The sequence below is a fragment of the Fulverythrobacter ferritrahens genome (assembly GCF_020539485.1).
In the GTDB taxonomy this organism is placed as follows: domain Bacteria; phylum Pseudomonadota; class Alphaproteobacteria; order Sphingomonadales; family Sphingomonadaceae; genus Andeanibacterium; species Andeanibacterium ferritrahens.
In genome coordinates this window covers 201,254-227,108 of record NZ_JACDXU010000001.1, presented here as the reverse complement: position 1 = coordinate 227,108, position 25,855 = coordinate 201,254, and the positions used below count along the sequence as shown (strand labels likewise).

The window sequence follows — 25,855 nt, the reverse complement described above, 5'->3', positions numbered from 1 at the left end:
CTACCACACAGCGCAAAGCTTAGACTCAGGTAGCCCTTGACGGCAGGCGCTCAGGACGCTGATGAGGTACTAGAGGAGCAGTTCAAATGATGGATCTTTTTGAGGAATTGCCGGCCGACCAACAGGAGGATGCTAGCGACCTCAATCTTAAGCCGGATTGGTTTTCCGGCCCCACGCTTTGGGGCACAGATTGGACTACCGAGACAATTATCTCTCAACTTCGGCGCGGGAACATCAACCTCAATCCGAGATATCAGCGTAGAAACGCTTGGAGCACAGCTCGAAAAAGCCTCTTTATTGAGTCGCTTATTCTTGGACTACCTATTCCACAGATCATTTTAGCGGAAGAGCTCAATCAGCGCGGTCGCTTTATTGTTATTGATGGAAAACAACGACTCCTTGCCATTCGTCAGTTTGCTTCAGATCCAGATGATTCTGAATTTCCTCAGCTTCGCCTTAGCGGACTTGAAGACCGAGATGATCTTAACGGAGTAAGCTATCCAAAGCTTCGCACTGAGCCGGAATTCCGGGACGATCTCAACAGTTTCGAAAATCAAACGATTCGAACCGTTGTAATTCGAGGCTGGGAATATGAAAAATATCTCTATTCTGTATTCTTAAGAATAAATACTGGCAGCGTTCAGCTTTCACCACAAGAACTAAGGCAAGCGCTCCACCCAGGGGGATTCTCTGATTTTATAGATGACATATCCGTTAATTCAGAACCACTAAAGTCCGCACTTGGCCTCAAGCAACCCGATTTTCGAATGCGGGATGTCGAATTGGTTTTGCGTTGGTTTGCCTACAAAAATTTTGCAAGCGATTACAAAGGTGAACTAAAGAAATTCTTGGATAACACGACTTCCTATTTCAACAAGGATTGGGATCGACAGCAACCAGAATTGCAACAGCAAGCTCTGGATTTTGACCGCTCTCTAGAAACCACTCGTCAAATTTTCGGTGATCGTGATGAGTTGCGTAAATGGAACGGTCAATCCTATGAAAGACGAATTAACCGGGCAGTCTTCGACATCATGACCTACTATTTCTCCGACATCATGGTTCGCGCCGCCGCCCTGCAACACGCGCCCGAGTTAAAACAAGCATTCCAAGAAGAGTGCACAAAAAATCAAGAGTTTCGCTCTTCACTAGAATCCACAACTAAATCAATCGAAGCAAATCGGACGCGGTTTGCCGTCTGGGGAGAAATTTTGAGTCAAATCACAGGACTACCCATCACTTCTCCAATTCAGTAATCCGATGCCCTCAGCGCTTTACGATAATTTGTCACAAGGCCTGACGCGCCTTGAGCGCGCATTTCTTAATTTCAGCCCGCGACCTTCTGGAAACTATACAGAGCGCCAACTTACAATGGCGGCAGCCTACACCGTTTTCTGCCATGCAGAAATCGAAAGTTATCTGGAGGGGTGGGCTTCAACTTTTGTTGATCTGGCAGATACATCTTGGAAATCACGGCGCGCAACACAACCACTTGTCCACATCTGCACGTTTCACGAAGGTCGAGCGGCTCTCACTTCGGTACCCAAGAAAGATGTATGGAACGAAGTGGTAGGCAAGGCACTCGCAAAGCAGCGCGGGGTGATTTCTCGGAATCACGGCATCAAAGAGACAAATTTCTGTGAGCTTTTATCACCCGTTGGGTTTAATACCACCAACGTAGACAGCGTCCTTCTCGCAGACTTAACAGCGTTTGGAACGCTTCGCGGAGACCACGCGCACAATTCCCATAGAGCACTTATCGGCACGACATTCGACCCATTTGATCGCCGAAAAAAAGTACTGGGCCTTAGCGCTCTATTATTAGTTCTCGACTCTCAACTTGAGGCATATCTTGCAGCAGCTTAGAAATGAACTGTCACCGTCCTCTAAATTGAAACTCTCCCGTGCGACGAGCATTCTTGGCAACCCATCTTAGTAAATCAAGAGCGCACTTCCTCGCCCCTCACCGCGCCATCCGCGCAATCGCGTCCGCAATCGTCCGGCCATCCGCGCCTAAAGGCTGCTTGAGCGCCATTTCCATGATCCGCTGCGCGCGCTCGGGATTGCCGTCGGCGGCGCTCAGCAGGATCTGGACGAAGGCGGCGGAGAAGCAGTGGCGGTCCAGACGGAGGGCGACTTCGGCGCGGCGGGTGGCCTCTTCGCGCTGGCCCATCAGCAGTTCCGCCACGGCGAGCGAGCCCTGGGCTTCGGCGAAAGTGCCGTCCAGCGCCACGGCCTGTTCGAAGCGGGCGCGGGCCGTGGGCAGGTCTCCCGCGATCAGGTAAGCCCAGCCCGCCGCGATCCAGCTGCCGAGGTGATCGCCGAAAATCTCCGCGCCCTTGTCCAGCCGTTCCCCCGCTGTGGCCGCATTGCCTTGCAGCAGATCGGCCAGCCCCAGCCCCACCCAGGCGCGTGGGGAATTGGGGCTGAGCGCGAGGGCCTGTTCGAACATCGCCCGCGCCTCTTCCGGCTGCTGATCGCCCAGAGTGAGCGTGCCGAGCGTGGTGAGCGCATCGGGATGGGTGCCACCCTTTTCCGCCATGGCGCGGGCCAGCGCCTCATCCTCCACATCCAGCGCGAGGACGGAGACGGCGGCGGCGAAGGGCGGATAATCGCCATGCTGCGCGAGGTGCGCGCGGGCGCGGTGCTCTGCCTTTTCGAACAGGCCACTCGCGTGGAGCAGATGGACTTCGAGCTGGGCGGCCTGCGGCAGCGCCTCGGTCAAGTCCTCGCTCAGCAGGGCCAGCGCCCCTTCATTGTCCCCCGCCAGCGCCTTGGCCCAGGCGAGGTTGAAGGCGAGGCCGTGATTGCCGGGATTGCGTTCCAGCAGGCCCGCGAAAGTTTCCGCCGCCAGTTCCGGCTCTCCGCTCTGCATGGCGGCGATGGCCCAGAGATTGCTGTCGGCATCGGTAAGCTCGCCAACATCGCGCAGGCGGGCGAACAGGTCTTTCGCCTTGGCCAGATCGCCCAGCTCCATCGCGGCGGCGGCGCAATCGCGCAGCAAATGGGGATTATCGGGATCATGCCCGAGGTAGGAGAGCAATCGCTCCAGCCGGTCTTGCGTTTCTGCGTGCATCACCCTTCCCTCTTAGCCTTCCACCTTAACAACATCGAATGAATGGAGCGCAATGCGCATCGGCACTTCGTCCACCGAGAGGACCGAAAGCTGCGGGATGGAACGCTGGGTGAGCTTCACCAGCAGCCGCCGGATCGGCCCGGCGCAGAGCAGCACCGGCGCCTTGCCCTGCCGCATCATCGCCTCCGCCAGCGGGGCGAGGCCGCGCAGCAATTGTTCGGCAAGGCGCGGCTCCATGCCCAGGGCCGCCGCCTCTGCCGTACCAGCGCCCGCGATGATGCGGTTTTCCAGCCGGGGATCGAGGCTGAGGACGGAAAGCTGAGCGTTCTGGCCTTTCAGCCCGTTGCAGATCGCGGTGCTGAGCGCCTGGCGGACCTTCTCCGTCAGTTCCAGCGGATCGCGCTCCCCCCGGCCGACATCCACCAGCGTTTCCACGATCAGGTCCAGATTGGCGATGGACACTCGCTCGCGCAGCAGGTTCTGCAGGATGCGCTGCACATCGGACAGGGTCATGATGTTGGGGATGAGTTCCTCCACCAGCCCCGGCTGGCGTTCCCGCAGGGCGTCGAGCAACTCCCCCGTTACCGCGCGGGTCAGCAGGCTGGGCGCCTCCATCCGCACGATCTCCACAAAATGGGTGATCATGACCGTTTCCGGATCGATCACACTGTAGCCTGCCGGCCCCGCCTCTTTCGCCATGGCAGGTTCGATCCAGGTCGCGGCGATGCCGAAGGCCGGATCGCGCCCGGCCAGCCCCCCTGCGAGGCGCGGCGCATCCTCCCGCTGGGCGATGGCCAGCACCCGGTCCGGGTGAAGCTGCCCCATGCCGAAAGTGGTGCCGTGAATGTTCACGCGGTAATCCAGCCCGCCCAGATCCTCGCTCTCCACAAAACGCACGGCGGGGAAGGCGAGGCCGAAGGCGCGTTCATGCGCGACGCGGCTGGTGGAGATGCGTTCCAGCAGCAGGGCCTTGCGATGGGCCCATGCCTCCGCCAGCTTCGCCCCGAAGGCGATTTCCAGCGGCGGCTGGGCAACAGTGCCGGCAGGTGCCTGTTCCTCCTCGCTCTCCCGCCCGATATCCTCCGCCTCTTCCCGGCGCAGCTTGCGGATGCGCAGCCAGGCGAACAACACGATCCCCAGCAATATCGCGATGGGCCATTTGGGCATGCCGGGCAGCAACATCAGCAGGCTCATGACCACCATCACGATAACCGGGATGCGGGGTTCGGAGGCCATCTGGCGGAATATCTCGGTGCTCAGTTCCTTGTCCGCGGCCGAGCGGGTTACGATGATGCCGGTGGCGATGGAGATGATCAGGGCGGGCAGCTGCGTGGCGATCCCGTCACCGATGGTGAGCAGAGTGAACCGCTCCAGCGCCTCCCCCCAGCCCATGCCCATCTGCGCCACGCCCACGATCAGCCCGGCCACGATGTCTATCAGCAGGATGATGATCCCGGCAATCGCGTCCCCCTTCACGAATTTGGAGGCGCCATCCATCGCGCCGTAGAAGCTGGCTTCCTTCTCCAGCTCCTCGCGCCGCTGTATCGCCTGCTTCTGGTCGATCAGGCCGAGATTGAGATCGGCATCGATGCTCATCTGCTGGCCGGGCATGGAATCCAGCGTGAAGCGCGCCGCCACTTCCGACACGCGCTGCGCGCCGGAAGTGACGACCACATATTGCACCACGATCAGGATGAAGAACACCACCAGCCCGATCACGAAATTGCCCTGCACGGCGTAATGGCCGATCGCGTCGATCACGTCGCCCGCATCCGCCCCGGTCAGGATCAGGCGCGTGGCCGCGACGTTGAGCGACAGGCGGTAGAGCGTGGCGACCAGCAACAGCGAGGGGAACGTGGAGAATTCCACCGGCTTCCCGACATAGAAAGTCAGCAGCATGATCGTCAGCCCGAAGCCGAAATTGATGATGATCGCCAGATCCAGCAGCGCGGGGGGAATGGGCGAAAAGAGGATCAGCAGGATCAGCACCGTGCCGATCACCAGCACCAGATCCTTGTTCCTGCCCAGCAGCTTACCCATTGGTTCCGACCTCCTCCGGCCGGGCGAGTTCCCGCCGCAGCCTTGCATAATGGCGGGCCACGCCGTGGAAGTGCTTCGCCCCGATGGGTCGCCCGGCCTCGCAATCGCGGAACAAAGCGCGGGCCAGCGCCGGGTCTGCGATCACCGGCAGGCCCAGCAAGCGAGCTTTGCGTTTCAGCAATTGGGCGAAGTGATTGCGCCCCTTGGCGCGCACCATGGGCGCCACCATCTCGCCCGGGCGATATTGCAGAGCCACCGCGAAGTGCTCGGGATTGACGACGAGGAAATCGGACCCGTCGAGCTTTCCCAGCCCTTCGGACTGCTTGCGCATTTCCTCGTGCAGCTGGCGGCGCTTCTGTTTGAGGCGCGGCTCCCCTTCCCGCTCCTTCGCCTCGCGCGTAACATCGCGCCTGCTCATCCGCATCTGCTTGCGAAACTCACTGCGGGCGATGATCTGGTCCAGCACCATGAAGGCAAAGGCCGCGCCGAGAAACGCCAGCACCAGCCGGGTTGCCGCGCTTCCCATGGCCCGGCCCAGCGTTGCGGCATCGCCCATGCTGTCGGCAAAACTGCGCACCGCCCAGTCGATCAGCAGCCAAGTGACGGCGGTATAGCCCGCCAGCTTGAGCAGGTTCTTCCCCGTTTCCTTCAGCATCTTCAGGGAAAACAGCCGCTTGAGCCCCTTGGCCGGATTGAGCCGGCTGAAATCCGGCTTGAGCGGCGCGGCAGTGAAAATGAAGCCGCGCAATTGCAGCAGTTCCAGCAATATCAGCAGGCCCATCGCCACCAGTCCCAGCATGATCAGGGGCTGAAAGGCGGGCCAATAGAGCGCGGCGATGCTGGCCAGCACATCATCCGCTTCGCGTGTGTGATCGATGCCCGAAGTGAAGCTGAGCCGCATCAGCGCGGCGATCCGCGCCATGAAACCTTCCCCCGCGAAGAGGCAAACCGCGGCCAGCGCGGCAAGGCTGCCCATGAAGCCCAGGTCCATGCCGCGCGCGACCTGCCCCTTCTCGCGCGCCTTGCTCAGGCGGAACGGCGTCGCTTCCTCGCTGCGGTTCTGGTCCTGCCCATCGGCCATACTCAGCCCCCGGCACCCAGCAGGCCCGGCGCCCGCTCCACCGCCAGCCGCAGCAGGCGCAGGGCAAGGCCGGTGGACAGGGCGAGCGCCACAGGCAGTGCGGCCAGCATGGCAATGGACTTCACCTGAAAGCCCAGCAGCAGCATGTTCATTTGTGGCAGCGTACGCGACATGAAGGCGATGGCGAGATCGAGCAGGAACAGCACCAGCATCACCAGTGCGAACAGCCCCATGGCCAGCGTGAACGAACTGCCCAGCAAGGCGCCGATTGCCGCCATGTCGCCGCCGCGGAGCCCATGGCCCACCGGCAATGCCTCCAGCGAGGCGGACCACAAGGCCAGCAGATCGTAGGGCCCACCGGAAGTGAAGAAGATCAGCCCAGCGGCATAGGAGAATACCGTTCCCGCCAGCGGCATCTGCGCCTGCGTGGTGGGATCGGCCACGGTAGCAAGGCCGAAGCCCGCCTGAATATCCACCGCACCGCCCGCCCACTGGATCGCGGCGAAGGCGATCTGCAGCGAGAGTGCGATAGCTATGCCGACGAGCAATTCCCCCGCGGCGAGCGACAGCAGCGATTGCCCCTGCTCCAGCGCGCCCGAAGCGGCGGCCGGATTGCCCGCCACCAGCGCCATGGCGAGCGACAGCGCCAGCAGCAGTCGGATCGGCACAGGCAGGCGCAGCAGGGTGAATGGGGGCGCGAAGGCGAGCGTCGGTACGATCCGCAGGCTGACGAGCAGCACCGCCTCGATCCGGAGGGCCAGTTCTTCCACCCGCGCCCCTAATGACCGAGGCTGGGGATGACGAGATAGAGCGAGCGGGCAAAATCGGTCAGCCGCGCGAGCATCCACGGGCCCAGCGCCACCAGCGTGACGCCCGCCACCAAGGTCTTGGGAACATAGCTGAGCGTGATTTCCTGAATCTGCGTGGCGACCTGGAAGATCGAGACCAGCAGGCCCACCACCAAAGTGGCGATCAGCACCGGACCGGAGATAACCAGCCCGGTCCACAATGCCTCATACAGGAAGCCCAGCGCCCGATCCGCGCCCATCCCAAATCCCCCTTCTTGCGCGGCAAGCCTATGGAGCGCGGCGGCACGCACTCAAGCAGGGATGGAACCCCTTTCGATCTATCTGGCTCCAATTTGGAGGTGCTGCACCGCCACCGGAGCGGCGCCCATCATCACGATCGTGAAAATTCCGCCGGCTTCCAGTTGTCAAACCCGCAATGCGGGATAATGAGACCGCATAAATCGTGGGGGAGAAACCATGTCGAAATTTTCCGATGAGTCGCAGGCGCCCGCCAATCTGGCACGGCGCGATTTCCTGGGCGTGGCCGCCCTCGGCACCGGGGCGGCACTGGCAGGTATGGGCGCGGCTTCCGTTCCGGCCAGCGCGGCGACGCCTGCCTCCCCCGCTCCGCAAGTGGATTTCCCTAGCGACCCGCGCGCCTTCGGTGGCGGCCCGGCCGGAACCAATGTCCGCGCCGAGATCGATCTTTATGATTGCGAAGTGGAAGGCCAGCTTCCCACCGGCCTCGACGGCACTTTCTATCGCGTAGGGCCCGACCCGCAATATCCCAAGACGAAGGAGCACGAGAGCGACATCGTGTTCGATGGCGAAGGCCATGTCTCCATGTTCCGCCTCAAGGACGGGCATGTGGATTATCGCACGCGCTATGCCAAGACGCAGCGCTGGAAGGCCCAGCACGAGGCGCGCCGTTCGCTGTTCGGCATGTATCGCAATCCCTTCACCGACGATCCCAGCGTCAAGGGCCTCAGCCGCGGCACGGCCAACACCCAGCTGTTCGTGCATCACAAGAAGCTGCTGGTGTTCAAGGAAGACAGCCCGCCGGTCTATATGGACCCGAACACGCTGGAAACGCTGGACGATTACTACACGTTCGGCGGCAAGCTCGACAGCCAGACCCACACCGCCCACCCGAAGATCGATTCCGAAACCGGCGAATATTTCAGCTTCGGCTACGAGGCGACGGGCCTGTGTTCCAGGGATCTGTTCGTCTTTTCGGCGGATCGGAACGGCAATGTGAACTGGTCGGCCAAGGTGCAGGCCCCCTATGCCGGCATGATGCACGATTTCGCGGTGACGCAGAAACACGTGATCTTCTACCTCCCCAACATGATCTCCGACATGGACCGGATCAAGGCGGGCGGGGTCCACTTCTCCTATGACAGCAAGCGCCCCTGCTATCTGGGCATCATGCGCCGGGGTGGGGATGGCAGCGACCTTAAGTGGTTCACCGGCCCCAACCTGTTCTGCACCCATGTGATGGGCGCCTGGACCGATGGGAACAAGGTGACGGTGGACATGGACGGCGGCGAAGGGAACCAGTTCCCCTTCTTCCCCAGCCTGCACGAACCCTTCGATCCGGTGAAGGGCACTGGCTATGTCCGCCGTTTCACCGTGGATCTCTCCAGCAAGACGAATGACCGCTATCAGGTGGAAACGCTCTATCCGCAGATCACCGGCGTGCTGGCCCGGCAGGATGACCGTTACCACACCGTGCCCTATCGCTATGGCTTCCTGAACACCACCGGCGCGCGCGGCGGCGGAGGTGGCGGCTGGGCCATGTTCGACCACCACACCGGCAAGGTAGAGGTGGCGACGGTGCCTGATTATTCGCTCTCCGAAATGACTTTCGTGCCCCGCAGGAAAGACGCACCGGAAGGCGATGGCTATCTAATCGGCCTCGGCAGCAGCCAGAAGGAGGCCGGACGCAGCGATCTTATCCTGTTCGACACCAAGGACATTGCCGCAGGGCCCGTGGCCCGGGTAAAGATGCCGTTCAAATGTGTCGGCCAGGTTCATGGCTTCTGGGCAGATTCTAGCGACCTTCCCCCCATTGCGTGAGTGAGACGATTATGAAGACGATCTGGCGCGGCGCGACCGCTGCCGCAGCTGTGTTGGCGCTGGCTGGTACCGCGCTGACGGGTGCATGGGCCGGGGCCGATACTCCGTCCGGCCCGGCCTGGGTGGACGAGGCACGCATGGCCGCGCCCGATCCCGGCCAGTGGCTGAGCGGCGGACGCACTTATGACGAGCAGCATTTCAGCCCGCTGACCCAGATCAACGACCAGAATGTCGGCCAGCTGGGCCTCGCCTGGTATGCCGACATCGATACGGAGCGCGGCATGGAAGCCAGCCCGCTGATGATCGACGGGGTGCTCTACAACGTCCAGCCGTGGAATATCGTCACCGCCTATGACGCGAAGACGGGCAAGGAGCTTTGGCGTTTTGATCCTCAAGTTCCCTTGAGGTTTGGACGACTGGCCTGCTGTGACATCGTCTCGCGCGGACTAGCAGCCTGGAAAGGCAAGATTTTTGTCGCCACGCTGGACGGGCGACTGATCGCGCTGGATGCGAAGACGGGCAAGCAGGTCTGGTCCACACTGACGGTCGACAATTCCAAGAGCTACACCATCACGGGCGCCCCGCGCGTTTATGAAGGCAAGGTGGTGATCGGCAATGGCGGCGCCGAAAAGGGCGTGCGCGGCTATGTCAGCGCCTATGATGCCGAAACCGGCGAGATGGCCTGGCGCTTCCACACCGTACCGGGCGATCCGGCGCTGGGATTTGAAAACGAAGCCATGGAAATGGCCGCCAAGACCTGGACCGGCGAATGGTGGAAGGCAGGCGGCGGCGGCACCGTGTGGGATGCCCTGGCCTTCGATCCCGAAACCCATCTGCTTTATATCGGCGTGGGCAATGGCTCGCCCTGGGTGCGCAAGTGGCGCAGCCCCGGCGGCGGGGACAATCTGTTCCTGGCCAGCATCATGGCGCTGGACGTGCGCACCGGCAAATATGTCTGGCATTACCAGACCACGCCGGGCGAGGAGTGGGATTACACTGCCACCCAGCAGATGATCCTGGCCGACATCGAGCTTGGGGGGAAGCAGCGCAAGGTGCTGATGCAGGCGCCCAAGAACGGCTTCTTCTACATTCTGGACCGCGTGACCGGCGAATTGCTGAGCGCCGAGAAATATGTGCCCATCACCTGGGCCAGCCATGTCGACATGAAGACCGGCCGCCCGGTGGAAAATCCGCAGGCCCGCTATGGCGAAGTGCCGGTGCTGATCTCGCCCGGCGCGGGCGGCGGGCACAATTGGAACCCGATGGCCTACAGCCCGCTGACCGGGCTGGTCTATATCCCGGTTACCGAAACCTACATGGGCTATGCCGCCGCTTCCAGCTTCGACCCGGCCAATCCCGGCACGGGTGCGAACTACACCGGCTATGAGGCTGAGCGCAAAGCGATCACCGATTATGCCGACAAACATTCCAAGGCATGGCTTTCCGCCTGGAATCCCCGCACCGGCAAGGAAGCCTGGCGCGTTCCCGCTCCGCTGAAGGGCAGTGGCGGCGTGCTGGCGACGGCGGGCAATCTGGTGTTCGAAGGCACCATCGGCGCGACCTTTGCCGCCTATCGCGCCGATACGGGCGAGAAGGTCTGGGAAATGCCGGTGCAGAACGTGCCGATCGCGGCCCCGATCACCTATATGGTCGATGGCGAGCAATATGTTGCGGTGAATGCCGGCTGGGGCGGCGGGCTCGCCCATGTCGAACGCTCGAACTATGCGGCCCTGTTCCTCGGCAAGCCGCGCCTGCTGGTGTTCAAGCTGGGCGGCAAGGCCACCCTGCCCCCGCTGCCGGAAGAATCGCGCGCTGTCACCGAACTGTCCGCCCCGCCCAAGGTGACCGCAAGCGCGGAAGTGGTGGCCCGGGGCGAGGAGCTCTACGGCACCAATTGCGCGCTATGCCATGGTGTTGCCGCGCGCGGCGGTGTCAAGGATCTGCGCCACATGACGCCTGAAACGCATCAGGAATTCCTCGACATCGTGATCGGCGGCAAGCGCGAGGCGAACGGCATGGCCAGCTTTGCCGACATCCTGTCGAAGGAAGATGCCGAGGCTATCCATCAATATGTGATTTCCCGCGCCAATATCGACTGGAACGGTAACTAGGGAGAAGGAAGCGATCATGCGCATGAACACCGCAAGGACAATCCGCGGGGCCGCGCTCGCCGCCGCCCTGCTGCTGGGCGCCGCTGCTCCGGCCGCCATCAGTGCCGAGCCGACCTATGGCCCCCGCTATGCGGAGGACCGGGCCGAGATCGAGGATCTGATGGCGCGTTACCTGTTCGCCATCGATTATTTCGACTGGGACGCCTACGTCGCCACTTTCGCCGAAGATGGCGAGCTTGAGTTCGCCAATGGCACCACCAAGGGCCGCGAGGCGATCCGCAAGACGGTGATGAGCTTCACCGAAAGCATCGGCAAATATTACCACACGGAAGACGGCAAGCCCGCCAAGCTGCGCCATGTGGTGCTGCAATCTTCCATCCGCGTGGAAGGCGATCGCGCCTGGGCTCGCACCCTGTGGGTCGAAATGGCCAATCATGGCCCCGGCGACACCATGAAGATGGGCACTTACGGCATCTATGAGGACGAGCTGACCCGCGTGGATGGGCACTGGCTGTTCGCCAAGCGCCGCGTCCTCAATGAGTTCATTCCCAAGCGCAATTCCGGCCCCAAGAACCCGGTGCGTGATATGGACGAAAAGGCAGAGGCCTGGCTCACCGCCCATTGATGGGGACTTAAAAGAGAATGCTGCGTCTTTGCAGGCCCGCTGGGAGGTTGCGGGTTCTGGCAAAGACGCAGCCAGTGCCGTTTCCGCCCCCCGGGAGATGGTCGGCGGGCAGAGCGGATTTTTCAGCTTTCCAGCGAATTATCCCCCGAAGCCGTAAATGCGCTGCGCATTGTCATGCAGGAACTTGCTCGCCTCGGTGGGCGTGAGCAGCTCAGTCGCGGCAAGCGCCATGCTGACCTTCTCGTCATAGGTCCACAGCATGCTCTGGCCGACATCGGACCCCCACACGAGCCGGTCTTCCCCGAACATATCGACCATGAAGCGCACCAGATCCGCAGCCCTCACGCCTGCCTTCACCAGCCGTTCCATATTGATCTCGGTGATCTTGAAATGGATGTTGGGAAGGTCGCGGAACAGGGCGATCGTATCGTTGATGCCGTAATCGGGCGGCGGCGGCATCACTACCACTTCGCCCGCTTCCTCCCGCAGGGCCACTTCATATTGCGACATGCCGTAAGGCATCGCCCCATGATCGAGGATGATGGGAAGATCGCGATAGCGTTCGGCCAGCAGCTTCAGCAATGGCAGCAGATAAGGCAGCTGGTTGTTGAAGAAGATCAGCGTCATGGGCGTGCCCAGCTCGGCGCAGGCATCCCACACTTCCATGGCCGTGGGTGAACACATCCAGGCCGTATCGAGGAACCAGGGACGCGAAGTGGCCATGCGGAAACCACAGGCCAGCCCGGCCTGGACCATTTCGCGATAGGCCCGGGGGGTTTCCGGATCCTGCGTGTCGAGGATCACCACGGAGCGCAGACGATCAGGATAGCGCGCCGTGGAATCCAGAATGTAGCTGTTGTCGTAACCGTAGATATGCCCGCGCTGGACCACGCAGGACATCGTCACTCCATTGGCGTCCATCATGTCGATCAGGGCTTCCGCCGTAACCGAAAACTTCGTGCGTTCGGGCGTCGGCAAGCTGGGGACGAAGGGCCTGGGCGGATATTTGTCCCAGTCATCGGAAATCAAATGTGCATGCGTATCGAGCAGGTGGAGCGCCATCCTCCCAGTTCCTCGCTTTGCCGGACGGACCGGCCTTGTCTTCAGGCTTGGCCTTCCGACGTAATCTTCAAATCGTGACGAGGCCCCGAACGCCCCGCCTGCAACTGCATTCCAGTGGCCCCGACCAGACCCGCAAGGGCATGGCCGGGGCACATGGGCTCAGAACTGCTTCTTGAGAGTAAGCGACCATTCGCGCGGCGGTGCAGGCTGCGCATCGGTCTGCGGATAGCCAAGGCCCTGATAGTCGAAGACATTGCGATAGTAGAACTTGTTGAACAGGTTCACCACGCCCGCAGCCACCGTGAAGCCGTGTTTGTCATTCTCGTAAGTGAGGCGCGCATTGAACAGCGACTTCGCCGGCATGAGATCGTTATATTTGGTCGACAGACCGCTGACGATCTGGCTGCTCTCGAAGGTCCAGTCGAGACGCGGCGTGATGGAGCCGCCCAGTGCATCGGCCTCGATCCGGTACTGGATGCCCGCGCTGGCGGTCCAGAATGGGTTGCTCTGGCGGCGATTGACCGTGCGAGCCTCGATATCGGGCGAGATGAACTTGGACCAGCCGACGGAACCGTTGATTTCCAGCCCGTCGATCGGGTTGATCGTATATTCCGCTTCCACGCCGCGGATCGTGGCGGGCTGGTTGCGGAAATAGCTGCGGCCAAGGCAGACAATGCCGGTATTCCCGGGCAGCGTGGTGGTGCTGCAACGGGTCGATCCCGGAGGGCCGCCCGGCAGCGGTTCAAGCTGCTGGTTGCCCGCTTGCGGCTGGCCATTGTCGTTCAGCAATGCCTCTGCCCCGCTGATCGTGGTCGGGCGGTTCTTGAAATCGGTGTAGAAGGCGGCGAGGTTCAGGCGCACCCGCCGGTCGAACAGGTCCAGCTTGGCCCCGATTTCATAGGCGATGTCTTCCGAGGCTTCGCTCTGCTCCACCTGGGTGAATTGCAGCGGGCGGGTATTATAACCCGGCAGACTGTATCCCGTGGCCGCCGATGCGTAGAACATCAGGTTGTTGTTCGGCTGATAATTGGCGCCGAGCTTCCAGCTGAATTTCTTGCTTTGCGGCACCACCTTGAAGACGATGTCGGAAGCCGTGGTCTGCCAGCTGACATCGGAGATGTTGCTGAAGTTGACGACCATCTTGTCATCGGAATAGCGGCCGCCCAGCACGATGCCGAAGCGTTCCCCGAAGGGCCGAACCGTGGCATTAGCGAAAACCGCCTTGCTGGTCGGCTTGTAAGTGGTGTGCAGCGCCCGTTGCAGGCCCGAGCTGGCCTGGATCAGCGAAGCATGCTGATCGCCATCCGCATCGAAATAGAAACCACCGACAACCCAGTCGATCAGGTCCGACGTACCCGACAGCCGAACTTCGGCCTGGGTATATTTCTGCATCAGGTGGTTGATCACATGCTCGACCACGATCGGCATGCCATCCGTGTCAAAAGTGTGCGTTTCATCGAGATCGCGATGGGCCACCACCGCGGTCAGATCGATATTGCCGCCCAGATCCCAGTTCAGCTTGCCTGAAACGCCCCAGTTCCGCAGGTTGTTATGATCGGGAAGAGCATAACCGCCACGGGTACATTGCCCACGTTCGTTGACCGAACCGTTATAATAGGTGTTGCCCGGGATCACCGTGCAGGCCGCGATCCGATCGGTATAGGTCACGTAAGTGGTGTAAGGATCGCCGGTCATGAAGCGCTTGTCGATTGTCAGCCCCCAGTAATTGGCCTGGCTCTTCATGTTGCTGTTCGCCCGTGCAGGATCGACATCCACCACGGAGTCAGCCGGGTTCTCGGACTGGTCGCGCAGGTAGTCGGCTGTCAGGGTCAGCTTGATGGACGGCGATGCCTCCCACAGGAAGCTGCCGCGAACCGCCCGCACATCCTCGCCGCCAAAGTGGCCGATGGTGCAATCGTCCACCTTATCGAACTTCGTGGAGTTCTGGAGCGGAGTCGTGAAGGGGAAACTGCCGGCAAGTTCAGGAGTGCCGCGACGGTTCATCTCGCAGGTGAAGTCCAGCTGCTTCTGATAACCTTCGCGCTTTTTGGACAGGCCCGAGATGAGCAGGGCCGCGCTCTCGCCTATCGGCAGGTTGAAGCCAGCGCGCAAATCCGTGCGGTTGTAGGAACCGACCGTTACTTCCCCATAGGCGGACGCCTCGCCCGTGCGAGGCTGCCGTGCGACCACGTTGATTGCACCGCCCAGCGAGTTGCGGCCGAACAGCGTACCCTGCGGCCCGCGCAGAACTTCAATATGGTCGATATCGAGCAGATCGAAATTGGCGCCCAGCAGGACCGGGTAATAGACATCGTCGATATAGAAGGCGACGGGCGGCTGGCCCGCCAGGCTGGTGTCGCCCGATCCGATGCCACGAATGAAAGCCGAAACGCCGGGGCCGAAGGCGCCCTGCACACGCCGGAACTGCGCATTGGGGACTACCGAGGTCAGATCGCCGATATTGGTAACGCCACGCTCTTCCAGAGCTTCGGCAGTGACGGCTGTGATCGCGATCGGGGTGTCCTGGAGATTGGTCGCCTGCCGGGTGGCGGTTACGACAATATCCTTGATGCCTTCCTCTTTCGGGGCAGGCGCGGTGTTGTCCTGCGCCAATGCGGGTTGCGCGCTCGCCATGGCGACAAGCGAAATCGCCGCCAATGCCAATCCTTTTTTCATCAAATCCCTCCCACCGTTTCTTAGTGATGTTGGCGGTGGGGTATTCCGGCCTGCGCCAGGTAACTTGACTGCGCGGGCAAAAGAATTTGTTTGCTTCTGCATAAGGCGAAACGGTGGGTTCAAGGGCCTTTCGCGACGGGAAATTCGCTCACCCCTCATGCCCATTCAGACGGATGAGATAAGAAATAACAATCTGTTTTCAACAAACATTTTCGATCATCATCGCTGCGCAAATGCCGCCTTGGCAGGGAACCGGGCAGGTTCGGCCAAGTGATATGGGCAAGAATTCACTCCGCCTGCGTCAACTAAAAGGGGAAGCCAGGTAAAAGAAGGAACCTCACTTTTCGAATGGCGCAACAGCAGAACGGCAAAGGGCGCACAGTCGCCTGTGCGCCCTCCCCCATATTGCCGGCACCCTTTTTGAGGATGCCGAATAATTCAGCCCACAGGTTCGGCCAGGGCTGAAATCATGGTCAGGCCGGCCTTGCGGTAATCGCGCGGGGCCATGCCGTATTTCTCGTGAAAAGTGCGCGTGAAATGGGCCGCGCTGTTGAACCCCCAGGAGAAGGCGATCTCCGTCAGCGTATGGGCATTCCACGCCGGGTTGCACATCTGCCGGGCGCATTCCTCCAGCCGGCGGCGCAATATATAGGCGCTCATCTTCTCGCCGCCCGGCGCAAAGACGGTGCGCAGATAGCGGGGCGAAACCCTGAGGCCAGTCGAGATGCTGGCCGGGGACAGGTCCGGATCGCGCAGATTATCCTCGATGAACTGGATCACGTCCTTGCGGCGCTGCCAGGCGATGGCTGAAGCATCCTGCCGGGCATCGAACCCCATGGTGTAGGACATGGAGATCATCTCGAGCAGGTAGCGCGCCACCCGGTCTTCATGCAGCGGCGAGAAATCCCGCCCAACCCCTGCACTCAGTTCGCGCACCATGGCGGCAACCGTGCCGGTGAGCCCGGTCGCCCGGCCCAGATGCTGGCCGCAGAACTGCTCGGGCGTTGGCAGATAGGCGCGCAACACTTCGGGCGGCACACGCACCATCACGGTCACCGAGCGGTCATTGGTGCGGAAATAATGCGGCAGGCCAGTGTCGCACAGGACGAAATCGCCCGCCACCAGCTCTGCTTCCTTGCCGCAGTGATAGAAGGTGCTCTGCCCTTCCGCCTGGAGCAGGAAATTATACATGCGCGGAGTGTTGGACGCGATGTGGCTCTGCTTGCGTTCCACACTGCAACGATCGACGGAGAGCCGCGCCAGCTTGACCGGGCCGAGCTGGCCGATCTGCAATTCGGCGTCGAACTTGTCCTTGTCGCCCGGCGTGAATTCCACCTTGCTCATCCGCGTGGCGTAAATGGCGTTCCACGCCGCAGCGCGCCCCGCAGCGGGTAAGCCCAGTGTGCTGAAAAACTCCATCAGGCCATTCCTCCCGGTGGGCCCCATCCTTTCCGGACGGTAACCCGCAAATCCGTGGGCGAGTGGTCGCACCTGCAATTGTGTAAGTCAACTCACACGGATCATGCCAGATTGGCTCGCATGTCGGCGCAATCCAAGCTTTACTCGCGAGGCAATGACACTTGATGGATTTTGACCTGACGGCGCCACTCTTGACTGAAATGGCGCAATGATCGGCCCTGAGGCGACGCGGGGGCAATCGAACCTTGCCCAACCCGCCCCCGCCCCGCATGGCTCGCAGCGGGAGGCCCTCTACTCGACAAAATATGGGAGCGATGCCGTGACGCAAGGTTTGGCAGAATTGCCGCGTATCCTCATACCCCTGACCGCGACGCTCATGGTCCTGAACGCCACGTCAGCCCAGGCGCAACAAGTGCCTTCCGCCCAGCTGGACCAGTTGGCGCGCGATGTGGAGCGCGTGGAATCCGTCCGCGCCGTGAAGGATATTCAGCGCAGCTATGCCCAATATGCGCAATTTGCCCTGTGGGACGAGATGGCTCCCCTCTTCGCCCGGGATGCGCGGATTGTGTGGGGGGACAAGACCATTTCCGGCCCGAAGGCCATTGCAGACTGGCTGAAAGCCCGTGTCGGCGGGGCCAAAGGGCTGCCGCCCGGCGCATTGCACAGCGAACTGATCGAGGATGACATCATCAACCTCTCCGTCGATGGCAAAAGCGCCAAGGGCCGCTGGGAAACCATGGCCATGATGGGGGACGGCAAAGGCAAGACCCGCATCGAAGGCGGCATCTACGAGAACGAATATGTGCTGGAAGACGGCAAGTGGAAGCTCTCGCTGATGCGCTATTACCCCCAATATGAGGGGGATTACGAAAAGGGCTGGTCCAATATCGGGGGCAAGGATCTGCCCCAGATCCCCTATCATTTCACCGTGGACGAAACGGGCATCCCGATCCCCGCCGCGCAGGGCCGGGCGCCGAAAAGCCCGGCCAGCCTGAGCGAGCTGGAACAACGGATCGACCTGCTCAACCAGGAAGACGCGGTCCGCAATCTGCAGAACGCCTATGGCTATTACGTGGACCGCAAGATGTGGACCGACGTGACCGATCTGTTCACGGACGATGCCGTAGTGGAGATCGCCGGGGAGGGAACCTTCAGCGGCAAGGAAGGCGCGCGCCGGGCGATGGAACTGATGGGCCCGGAAGGGCTCACTCACGGCCAGCTCAATGACCGGCCCCTGTTCGGCACCATGGTGGAAGTGCTGCCCGGCGGGATGGAAGCTGTTTCGCGCGGGCTGGAACTGGGCATGGTGGGCGAAGCGGACAAGGGCACCGCTTCCTGGGAATTCACGATCTTCCGCAATCGCTTCGTGAAGGATCAGGGCCTGTGGAAGATCAGGGAATTGCACCTCTACCCCTTGCTGAAGGCCGACTTCGGCCCCGGCTGGGGCAAGGGCGGCATTGCGCGCCCGGCCGACGGCCTGCTGCCCGCCTTTATCGAACCCAACCCTGTGACCGGCAAGGAAGTGACGCTGGCAGGTGCGCGGATCGTGGCGCAGGGCAGCACCGTCGCGGCTTCCCCTCCGGTTGCTCCTGCCGGTCCCGTTGCGGAAGGCGAGGTCCGCCTGCTGGAGGCAAAGCGCAAGCTGCGCCGCTCCGCCGCCTTCGACGCGGTGGAGAATGTCTCCCACGCCTATGGCTATTACCTGACCGACTTCCAGTGGATGGAAATGGCTTCCATCTTCGCGAAGAAGGGCAACAAACATTCGCCCTTCGCCGGCTTCTATCTGGGGCAGGAACGGATCAGGGCAGCGGCCACCGCCATGTATGGCAAACCACCGGAAACGCGGCCCGGCATTTCCTACCACTGGCGCACCCAGCCGGTGATCCATGTTTCCTATGACGGGCGTTCCGCCAATCTGCGCACCCGCCTGTTCCAGCCGCGCACGGCCAAGCCCGATGGCGATGGCAACAGCTTCTATTCCTCGTCCCTGTTCGGCGGCATGTATCCCAACGATCAGGCCGTGAACGAGGATGGCGTCTGGCGGCTGTGGAGCCTCACCATCGACGAGCCCTATTTCACCATGGCCGGCTGGAAGGGCGGCTGGTCCGGCGTGAAGCCGGTTGAAAGCGGCGAAGGATCGGGCGCGAGCCCGCTGGTGAAGCGCCTGCCGCCGGACATATTGATGACCGCGCTGGGCCGCCGCGCGGAGCATTTCCGGGGCGGCACTGGCAAGACGATCAACTGGCCGGGCATCCTGCCCATGTGGTTCCATTACAAGAACCCCGTCAGCGGGCGGGAGCCGGAAAATTACTGGCCGGACAGCACGCCCAGCCTGCTGCTGCCCCAGTCGCGCCTGATCGCCAATGGCTATCAGATGCCGCCCAACGGGCCGGAAATCGACGGGATCGGGATCGAACTGACACCGCCCGACGCGATGGTGATGGACGGAGGCGAATGAATGGTCAGGACATCCAACAGACTCAAGACAGGGGCGGCGCTGGCCGCCCTTGTTGCGTTCGGTACGCTGCTCGCCCCGGCGCAGGCATCCGCCGCCGAGTGCGACCGGAAATGCCTCGAAGGCACGGTCACTGCCTATCTCGACGCCCTGCTCGCCCATGATCCCGCCCGCCTGCAACTCGCGGGCAAGGCGCGCTTTACCGAGGATGGCAAGGAGCTGAAGCTCGGCGAGGGCCTGTGGCAGACAGTCAGCGGCAAGGCCAGCTTTCGGCAGGACTATCTCGACCCGCAAAAGCAGATCGCGGCCACGCATGTGGAACTGCGCGAGGGGACGATCCCGGTGCTCTATTCCGCCGTGCTCCATCTGGAAGGTGGCCTGATTGCCGGGATCGAAACGCTCGTGCAGCGCATTCAGCCCGATTCCCGCTTCCAGCCCACCGAGCTGGGCGCCCCGATCAAAGGCATGAACAATCCCGTCCCGGCGGAGAAGCGGCAGAGCCGTGCCACCATGATCGCCACCGCGCTACGCTATACCGAAGGGCTGAGGATCGGGAATTTCACCGATGCCGGCACGCGTTTCGCGGACGGCACCTACCGGGTGGAGAACGGCGTCATAACGGCCGGGGACGGCTGCGGACGCGACGATTGCGGCATGTATTCGCAGCGCCTGATGCTCCATCCCGCCATCATCCCCAGCGTGGCTGCGGTGGATGAGGAAAACGGCACCGTGCTGCTATGGATGAACTTCGGCGATACCGGCTCCTACGGGCCGGGCAATGCTCTCGTCACCTTCGAAGGCTTCAAGGTGTGGGGCGGCGAAATCCGTGCGATCAACGCGTTCTTCGGCTTCCTGCCCGCCTCCACCTCGCGCTTCTGGCCGTCGAGCGATCCGGTCCGGCCCTGAAGCCGGACCGGCCGGCACTCACTCGGCCGGAGCGGGCCGGGGCTGGGCTTCCCCATCCAGATCGCGCAGTTCGCGGCCCACGGTTTCCGGCAGGATCAGCGTGGGAATCAGCGCGCAGATGATGCCCACGATCCCCAAAGTCGCCATCGCCGCGCTCAGCGACATGAACTGCGCCACCAGCGGCACGCCCATGATGAACAGCGAAGCCGCTGCACGCCCGGAATTATACGCAAAGGCCTGGCCATTTCCGCGAATCTCCGTGGGGAACAGCTCAGTGAAATAGGGCCCGAAAGAGGCATACATGCCGAACTGGAAGAAGCCGTAGATCATGCCCACCGGGATCAGGATGGCGACATTGCCGCCCCACGGGCCGAACAGATAGATCGAGGCCATGATCAGGAAGCCCAGGCCGAACAGGCGGAACACTGCCCTGCGGCCCAGCTTGTCGCTGAGATAGGCATTGACCATGCAGCCCAGGAAGCCGCCCGCGCTGTTCACCAGCACCAGATAGGCCGCCACGGACTGGGTCAGCCCGCGTTCCTGCGTCATGAATGTGGTGAGATAATTGGCCACGGAATAGGCCGCGCCCTGCACGCCTAGCGAGAGCAGCGAGGCAAGCAGCGTAATGCCGATGACCCGGCGCGTGAAGATGTCCGCCAGCCGCGATGCCCGCGCGGTGGCCTTCTGCCGTTCGCGCGCGCGCTTGTAGACATCGGAATCGTCCGAACCCCGACGAACGAAGAAGATCAGCAGGGCGGGCAGCAGGCCGACCCAGAAGGCGACGCGCCAGCCCGTTTCAGGATCGAACCATGCCGCCACCGGCCCGGCCAGCAATGCGGCGATGCCCGATCCGATGGGCGCGCCCGCCTGCACCGCGCCCAGCGCCTTGCCGCGATGTTTCGGGGAGATCATCTCGCCCAGCAGCACCGCCCCCACGGCCCATTCCGCACCGAAACCGATCCCGTGCAGGATGCGGATCGCCAGCAATTGTTCGTAATTCTGCGCAAAGCCGGAAAGGAAGGAAAAGACGGAAAACCACAGGATGGTCAGCTGCAATATCCGCGCGCGGCCATAGCGGTCGCAAAGCCAACCGCCCAGCCAGCCCCCGATGGCGGCGGAGAAATAATTGGCGCTGGCGATGGAGCCTGCCTCGGTCAGAGTGAGGCCCAGCGATCCGATCAGCAGCGGGATGAGATATTGATAGACCTGCGCATCCGCCGCATCCATCACCCAGCCTGCCCCGCAGGTCCAGAACAGGCGGCGCGTCTTCTTGTCGGATTCCCGATACCAGGTGAACATCCTGCATCCCCCAAGGATTGCTTTTTTATTGATTAGGAAACGAACTAGCACCCTTGTGGAGATTGGCGAGTCCGGTGGCGCGAAGATTGCCTGCATGGGCATTCGCCCCGTTATCTAATCTTCTCCACCACTCCGGCTTGATTGTCGCGGCACCCCGAATTGACGGATTATCAATATTCGCAAGCCCGCTTCTGCCTACTTGCAAGCGGCGGAAATCCGTTCTTATTGAGCCATCGCACGCTGGATTTTCACGCTCGCAAGGAGGCTGCGATGAGCCATACCGATCCCCTGTTTTCCCTCGCCGGAAAGACCGCACTGGTCACCGGCGGCACCAGCGGCATCGGCGCGATGATCGCGCGCGGGCTGGTTGGCCGCGGAGTGAAAACCTACATCTCAGGCCGGGATGCCATTCGCGCGGAAGCCTTCGCAGCCGAGCTTTCGGCGGAGGGCGGCACCTGTATCGGCCTCGCCGCCGATCTGGGCGCGGAGGATGGGCCAGCCTCCCTCGCCACGCAACTGACGGCAGCGGAACCCCACCTCGACCTGCTGGTGAACAATGCCGGGGCGAACGGCCCGGGCAGTCTGGCCGAAATGAGCGTGGCCGATTGGGACATGGTGATGAACGTCAATGTCCGCGCCGCCTTCTTCCTCGCCCAGCAGCTCCTGCCGCTGCTGAAGGCGGCGGCAACCGAGAACGATCCGGCGCGGATCATCAATCTCGGCTCCATCGGCGGACTGCACATCCCCAATTGGGAAGCCCATGCCTACAACACCTCCAAGGCGGCAATTCACCACCTCACCCGCTCGCTCTGCAAGGCGCTGGGGCCGGACAGGATCACGGTGAACGCCATTGCCCCCGGCCCCTTCCCTTCCCGTCTGACCGACACCGATTCCGATGCGGTGAAGAAAAGCGTGGCCACCTACATACCGCTCGGCCGGCCCGGCAGCGCGCAGGATGTGGAAGGGCTGGTGGTGTTCCTGGCATCGCGCGCGGGGGCCTATGTCAATGGCGCGACCATTCCGCTCGACGGGGGGTATGTCGCGGCGCTTTGATCGGGTGCGATAAGCGCGCCGTTACGGTCAAGACAGGCCGGTGATGCAAGTGGAGAGAGGGCGGAAACCGTCGGGGGAACCCCTCTTGAAACCGCCTGCCACTCTAACTCTGCATAATGTTCGCACCCTGCGCCTCGGGCCGGGGGTCGCCCCCCAATGCGCCGGAGATCTCGCGGGGCTGGGCTGCCGGCGCGTGCTGATCGTCACGGGCGCACCGATCCGTTCCCTGTGCGAAGGGCTGGAGGCGGCGCTCGCCGCAATCGGCAGCGTGGCCCGTATTCACGAAGCGCGCGACGGGGAACCGACGCTGGACGATCTTGCCGCCGCCATAGCCGCCGCGCTGGAATTCGGCGCGCAGGCCATTGTCGGCTTCGGCGGCGGCAGCGCGATGGACGTGGCCAAGCTGGTCGCCGCACTGGCCGATGGCAAGCAGCAGGTGCTCGACGTGGTCGGCACCGATCTGCTTACCCGGCGCGCTTTACCGCTGGCCTGCATTCCCACCACTGCCGGGACGGGCAGCGAAGCGACACCCATCGCCATCGTGGAAGATACCGCCGCCCTGCTGAAGAAGGGCGTGGTCAGCCCGCATCTGGTGCCCGATTTCGCCTATCTCGACCCCGAGCTGACGCGCAGCATGCCGCGCAGTGTAACCGCCGCGACCGGGATCGACGCGCTGACCCATTGCATCGAAGCCTATGCCAATCGCTTTGCTCATCCGGTGGTGGATGGCTGGGCGCTGGAGGGCATTGCGCTCATCTCCCGCTATCTCGAACGCGCCTGGACTGACGGGAACGACATGGAAGCGCGGGAGGGGATGCTGCGCGCCAGCCATCTGGGCGGGCAGTGCCTTGGCCCGGTCAACACCGCCGCCGTTCATGCGCTGGCCTATCCTCTGGGGGGCGAATTCCATATCGCCCACGGTGTGGCCAATGCTCTGCTGCTGCCCCACGTGCTGCGCTTCAATCTGGAAGCTGCGCCAGAGCGCTATGCCGCCGTGGCCCATGCGATGGGAGTTACGCCCACGGGCGACGACCATGCCGATGCATTGCGCGGCATCGAGGAGATAGAGCGGCTTTCCGCCGCCATCGGCATCGAGCGGCGGCTTTCCGCATTCGGAATCAGCGCCAACACGATCCCGCACATGGCCGCCGCGGCCATCACCGTGCAGCGCCTGCTGATGCGCAACCCGCGCGAAGTCACCGAAGGCGATGCGCGGGCGATCTACGAAGCGGCACTTTGACAAGAGGAATGGAAATGGCTGACGCCGAATTGCTGCAACTGAATGCGGAGCTGTCGCTCCAGCTCGCCGAATATTGGCATGAGATCGACTTCAATGGCGGACGCAACGCGTCAGGCTATTATGTCGAGGATGCCGAGTTCCACGGGCAATATGCCTCCTATCTCGGCGTGGAGAAAATCCAGCAATTCTACGACTGGCGCATTGCCCAGGGCCCGCGCCTTTCGGTCCATTCCTTCACCAATTTCCGCGCCTGGTTCACCGGGGCAGATAGCGCGGAGGCCACCAATTTCCTGATGCTCTATGCCCGCAATGGCGAGCGCATCCAGCCCTCCCACGCGCCGATCACCATTTCGCTGGCGACCGACCGCTATGTCCGCCGTGATGGCCGCTGGCTGTGCACCTATCGCCGCTTCGAGCATCTGTTCGAGGGCGATGTTCCGGTAACCAACCCCAATCTCGACGACGATTGAGGCTGGAGGATTTATGACCGGGCAAAGAGGCGCATTGGACGAAGCCAGGCTGCTGCTGAACAGGGCCTATATCGGCGGCACATGGACAGGGTCCGATGCCGCGCCGATCAGCGTGGACGATCCCTTCACGCTGGAGACTATCGGCACGATCCCCGATCTTTCCAAGGCGCAAGTGGCCAGTGCCATCGATGCAGCGCAGGAAGCTTTCCCCGCCTGGGCCCGCCGCCCGGTCAAGGAACGCTGCGCCATCCTGCGCCGCTGGGGCGAGTTGATCCTGCGCCACCGCGAAGACCTTGCCCGGCTGATAACCCGCGAGAACGGCAAGACACTGAAGGAAGCCCGCGCCGAAGTGGATTACGGCAACGGCTTCATGGAATTCTACGCCGATTATGCCGCGCATGATCTGGGCGAGCTGATCCCCTCCCCCGTTTCCGGCCGCCGCCTGCTGGTGGAGAAGGAACCGCTGGGCGTGTGCGTGGCGATCACGCCATGGAACTTCCCGCTCGCCATGTTGACCCGCAAGGTCGCCCCCGCACTGGCGGCGGGCTGCACCATGGTGGCCAAACCTGCGGAACTGACCCCGCTCACCCCCCTCGCCTTTGCCAAGCTGGGCGAGGAGGCCGGAGTTCCGGCGGGCGTGTTTAGCGTGGTGACCGGCCATTCGCGCTCCATCGGCGAAGTGATGACTTCCAGCATGGTGGTGCGGAAACTGTCCTTCACCGGATCGACCCCGGTGGGTGCCTTCCTGGCCGAAGCCTGCGCCCCCACGATCAAGCGGCTGAGCCTTGAGCTGGGCGGCAATGCGCCCCTGCTGGTGTTCGATGATGCCGATCTCGATACGGCAGTGGAAACCGCCATGGTCGCCAAGTTCCGCAACGGCGGGCAGAGCTGCATCGCAGCCAATCGCATCTATGTGCAGCGCGGGATCGAGCAGCGCTTCCTGTCCGCCCTCGCCACCCGCATTTCCGCAATGAAAGCGGGCGACGGGTTCGACGAGGCAAGCGACATCGGCCCGCTGATCGACGAACGCGCCATCGCCAAGGTCGATGCCCACCGGGAAGATGCCATCTCCGGCGGCGCGCAACTGCTCGCGGGCGGGGCCTCTCCCGGCGGGCGCCTTGCGCAGCCCAGTCTGCTGGGCAGTGTGCGCCCCGATGCACTGCTGGCGCGGGAGGAAACCTTCGGGCCGCTGGCGGGCGTGATTGGCTTCGACAGCGTGGAAGAGGGCGTGAAGCTGGCCAACGATACGCCCTTCGGCCTGGCCGCCTATCTCTGCTCCAGCGATCCGGCGACCATCGCCCGTGTCGGGCGCGATCTGGAAAGCGGGATCGTGGGGATCAATACCGGCCTCGTCTCCAGCCCGCTGGCGCCCTTTGGCGGAGTGAAGCTGTCCGGCCTCGGCCGCGAAGGATCGCATCACGGCCTGAGCGAATATCAGAACCTCAAATATCTCTGCCACGCAGGCCTTTAGGAGG

General features: G+C 62.4%; 20 protein-coding genes. 11 read left to right on the top strand and 9 right to left on the bottom strand.

From position 1 onward, the window contains the following. The first annotated feature begins 86 nt into the window (after positions 1-86). Positions 87-1,256, top strand: a complete 1,170-nt coding sequence (locus tag H0274_RS00970) for a DUF262 domain-containing protein (RefSeq protein ID WP_226792279.1) — start codon at positions 87-89, stop codon at positions 1,254-1,256. A 4-nt stretch (positions 1,257-1,260) separates the two neighbouring features. After that, positions 1,261-1,866 (top strand): hypothetical protein, encoded by a 606-nt coding sequence (locus H0274_RS00965; protein WP_226792277.1) that lies wholly within the window; start codon positions 1,261-1,263, stop codon positions 1,864-1,866. Between the two features lie 97 nt (positions 1,867-1,963). Here H0274_RS00965 and H0274_RS00960 read toward each other — a convergent pair whose 3' ends face one another. Genes H0274_RS00960 through fliQ form a run of 5 tightly spaced genes read right to left on the bottom strand, consistent with a single transcriptional unit; the run spans position 1,964 to position 7,245 of the window. Beyond that, positions 1,964-3,076, bottom strand: coding sequence for a tetratricopeptide repeat protein (locus tag H0274_RS00960; RefSeq protein WP_226792275.1), 1,113 nt, complete (start codon positions 3,074-3,076; stop codon positions 1,964-1,966). A gap of 12 nt (positions 3,077-3,088) precedes the next feature. After that, positions 3,089-5,116, bottom strand: a complete 2,028-nt coding sequence (locus H0274_RS00955; protein ID WP_226792273.1) for a flagellar biosynthesis protein FlhA — start codon at positions 5,114-5,116, stop codon at positions 3,089-3,091. Next, the gene (locus tag H0274_RS00950; RefSeq protein ID WP_226792271.1) at positions 5,109-6,197 is read right to left on the bottom strand and encodes an EscU/YscU/HrcU family type III secretion system export apparatus switch protein; all 1,089 of its coding nucleotides are present in this window, start codon (positions 6,195-6,197) and stop codon (positions 5,109-5,111) included. Before H0274_RS00950 ends, H0274_RS00955 begins: the two co-directional genes overlap by 8 nt. A gap of 2 nt (positions 6,198-6,199) precedes the next feature. Then, positions 6,200-6,967: a flagellar biosynthetic protein FliR gene (locus H0274_RS00945; protein WP_226792269.1), complete on the bottom strand. Its 768-nt coding sequence runs from the start codon at positions 6,965-6,967 to the stop codon at positions 6,200-6,202. An 8-nt stretch (positions 6,968-6,975) separates the two neighbouring features. Beyond that, positions 6,976-7,245 (bottom strand): flagellar biosynthesis protein FliQ, encoded by a 270-nt coding sequence (gene fliQ / locus H0274_RS00940; RefSeq protein ID WP_226792267.1) that lies wholly within the window; start codon positions 7,243-7,245, stop codon positions 6,976-6,978. 217 nt (positions 7,246-7,462) lie between these two features. On the opposite strand from fliQ, the gene H0274_RS00935 reads away from it, so the two are divergent. Genes H0274_RS00935 through H0274_RS00925 form a run of 3 tightly spaced genes read left to right on the top strand, consistent with a single transcriptional unit; the run spans position 7,463 to position 11,800 of the window. Continuing rightward, positions 7,463-9,064, top strand: a complete 1,602-nt coding sequence (locus tag H0274_RS00935; protein ID WP_226792265.1) for a carotenoid oxygenase family protein — start codon at positions 7,463-7,465, stop codon at positions 9,062-9,064. Between the two features lie 11 nt (positions 9,065-9,075). Beyond that, positions 9,076-11,175 carry a PQQ-dependent dehydrogenase, methanol/ethanol family gene (locus tag H0274_RS00930; protein WP_264295493.1) on the top strand — a complete coding sequence of 700 codons (2,100 nt, stop codon included), beginning with the start codon at positions 9,076-9,078 and terminating at the stop codon, positions 11,173-11,175. Positions 11,176-11,191: 16 nt separating this feature from the next. Further along, on the top strand, positions 11,192-11,800 hold the full coding sequence (locus H0274_RS00925; protein WP_226792261.1) for a nuclear transport factor 2 family protein: 609 nt from the start codon (positions 11,192-11,194) through the stop codon (positions 11,798-11,800). A gap of 138 nt (positions 11,801-11,938) precedes the next feature. On the opposite strand, the gene H0274_RS00920 is transcribed toward H0274_RS00925, so the two are convergent. From H0274_RS00920 to H0274_RS00910, 3 genes are all read right to left on the bottom strand, one after another. Then, complete coding sequence (locus H0274_RS00920) at positions 11,939-12,862, bottom strand: amidohydrolase family protein (RefSeq protein ID WP_226792259.1); 924 nt, start codon at positions 12,860-12,862, stop codon at positions 11,939-11,941. Positions 12,863-13,021: 159 nt separating this feature from the next. After that, positions 13,022-15,538, bottom strand: a complete 2,517-nt coding sequence (locus tag H0274_RS00915; protein WP_226792257.1) for a TonB-dependent receptor — start codon at positions 15,536-15,538, stop codon at positions 13,022-13,024. Positions 15,539-15,976: 438 nt separating this feature from the next. Then, positions 15,977-16,957: an AraC-like ligand-binding domain-containing protein gene (locus H0274_RS00910; RefSeq protein ID WP_226792255.1), complete on the bottom strand. Its 981-nt coding sequence runs from the start codon at positions 16,955-16,957 to the stop codon at positions 15,977-15,979. Positions 16,958-17,165: 208 nt separating this feature from the next. On the opposite strand from H0274_RS00910, the gene H0274_RS00905 reads away from it, so the two are divergent. Both H0274_RS00905 and H0274_RS00900 read left to right on the top strand, forming a co-directional pair. Beyond that, positions 17,166-19,415, top strand: a complete 2,250-nt coding sequence (locus H0274_RS00905) for a nuclear transport factor 2 family protein (protein ID WP_226792253.1) — start codon at positions 17,166-17,168, stop codon at positions 19,413-19,415. After that, positions 19,416-20,318 carry a hypothetical protein gene (locus H0274_RS00900; protein WP_226792251.1) on the top strand — a complete coding sequence of 301 codons (903 nt, stop codon included), beginning with the start codon at positions 19,416-19,418 and terminating at the stop codon, positions 20,316-20,318. It begins immediately after the preceding gene. 18 nt (positions 20,319-20,336) lie between these two features. Here H0274_RS00900 and H0274_RS00895 read toward each other — a convergent pair whose 3' ends face one another. Next, the gene (locus H0274_RS00895) at positions 20,337-21,617 is read right to left on the bottom strand and encodes an MFS transporter (protein WP_226792249.1); all 1,281 of its coding nucleotides are present in this window, start codon (positions 21,615-21,617) and stop codon (positions 20,337-20,339) included. A gap of 270 nt (positions 21,618-21,887) precedes the next feature. Between H0274_RS00895 and H0274_RS00890 the strand changes: the two genes are divergently transcribed. The 4 genes from H0274_RS00890 (at position 21,888) to H0274_RS00875 (ending at position 25,851) form a co-directional block, all read left to right on the top strand. Next, positions 21,888-22,670: an SDR family oxidoreductase gene (locus H0274_RS00890; RefSeq protein WP_226792247.1), complete on the top strand. Its 783-nt coding sequence runs from the start codon at positions 21,888-21,890 to the stop codon at positions 22,668-22,670. A gap of 85 nt (positions 22,671-22,755) precedes the next feature. Continuing rightward, positions 22,756-23,910 carry an iron-containing alcohol dehydrogenase gene (locus tag H0274_RS00885; protein ID WP_226792245.1) on the top strand — a complete coding sequence of 385 codons (1,155 nt, stop codon included), beginning with the start codon at positions 22,756-22,758 and terminating at the stop codon, positions 23,908-23,910. A 14-nt stretch (positions 23,911-23,924) separates the two neighbouring features. Continuing rightward, a complete protein-coding gene (locus H0274_RS00880; RefSeq protein ID WP_226792243.1) occupies positions 23,925-24,380 on the top strand; it encodes a nuclear transport factor 2 family protein in 456 nt (151 codons plus the stop codon). A 13-nt stretch (positions 24,381-24,393) separates the two neighbouring features. Then, the gene (locus tag H0274_RS00875; protein ID WP_226792241.1) at positions 24,394-25,851 is read left to right on the top strand and encodes an NAD-dependent succinate-semialdehyde dehydrogenase; all 1,458 of its coding nucleotides are present in this window, start codon (positions 24,394-24,396) and stop codon (positions 25,849-25,851) included. The last annotated feature ends 4 nt before the right edge of the window (positions 25,852-25,855 follow it).

Coding starts and splice junctions, on each gene's coding strand:
- H0274_RS00970 (WP_226792279.1), top strand. CDS start 87: ATGATGGATCTTTTTGAGGAATTGCCGGCCGACCAACAGGAGGATGCT.
- H0274_RS00965 (WP_226792277.1), top strand. CDS start 1,261: ATGCCCTCAGCGCTTTACGATAATTTGTCACAAGGCCTGACGCGCCTT.
- H0274_RS00960 (WP_226792275.1), bottom strand. CDS start 3,076: ATGCACGCAGAAACGCAAGACCGGCTGGAGCGATTGCTCTCCTACCTC.
- H0274_RS00955 (WP_226792273.1), bottom strand. CDS start 5,116: ATGGGTAAGCTGCTGGGCAGGAACAAGGATCTGGTGCTGGTGATCGGC.
- H0274_RS00950 (WP_226792271.1), bottom strand. CDS start 6,197: ATGGCCGATGGGCAGGACCAGAACCGCAGCGAGGAAGCGACGCCGTTC.
- fliQ (WP_226792267.1), bottom strand. CDS start 7,245: ATGGGCGCGGATCGGGCGCTGGGCTTCCTGTATGAGGCATTGTGGACC.
- H0274_RS00935 (WP_226792265.1), top strand. CDS start 7,463: ATGTCGAAATTTTCCGATGAGTCGCAGGCGCCCGCCAATCTGGCACGG.
- H0274_RS00930 (WP_264295493.1), top strand. CDS start 9,076: ATGAAGACGATCTGGCGCGGCGCGACCGCTGCCGCAGCTGTGTTGGCG.
- H0274_RS00925 (WP_226792261.1), top strand. CDS start 11,192: ATGCGCATGAACACCGCAAGGACAATCCGCGGGGCCGCGCTCGCCGCC.
- H0274_RS00920 (WP_226792259.1), bottom strand. CDS start 12,862: ATGGCGCTCCACCTGCTCGATACGCATGCACATTTGATTTCCGATGAC.
- H0274_RS00915 (WP_226792257.1), bottom strand. CDS start 15,538: ATGAAAAAAGGATTGGCATTGGCGGCGATTTCGCTTGTCGCCATGGCG.
- H0274_RS00910 (WP_226792255.1), bottom strand. CDS start 16,957: ATGGAGTTTTTCAGCACACTGGGCTTACCCGCTGCGGGGCGCGCTGCG.
- H0274_RS00905 (WP_226792253.1), top strand. CDS start 17,166: ATGATCGGCCCTGAGGCGACGCGGGGGCAATCGAACCTTGCCCAACCC.
- H0274_RS00900 (WP_226792251.1), top strand. CDS start 19,416: ATGGTCAGGACATCCAACAGACTCAAGACAGGGGCGGCGCTGGCCGCC.
- H0274_RS00895 (WP_226792249.1), bottom strand. CDS start 21,617: ATGTTCACCTGGTATCGGGAATCCGACAAGAAGACGCGCCGCCTGTTC.
- H0274_RS00890 (WP_226792247.1), top strand. CDS start 21,888: ATGAGCCATACCGATCCCCTGTTTTCCCTCGCCGGAAAGACCGCACTG.
- H0274_RS00880 (WP_226792243.1), top strand. CDS start 23,925: ATGGCTGACGCCGAATTGCTGCAACTGAATGCGGAGCTGTCGCTCCAG.
- H0274_RS00875 (WP_226792241.1), top strand. CDS start 24,394: ATGACCGGGCAAAGAGGCGCATTGGACGAAGCCAGGCTGCTGCTGAAC.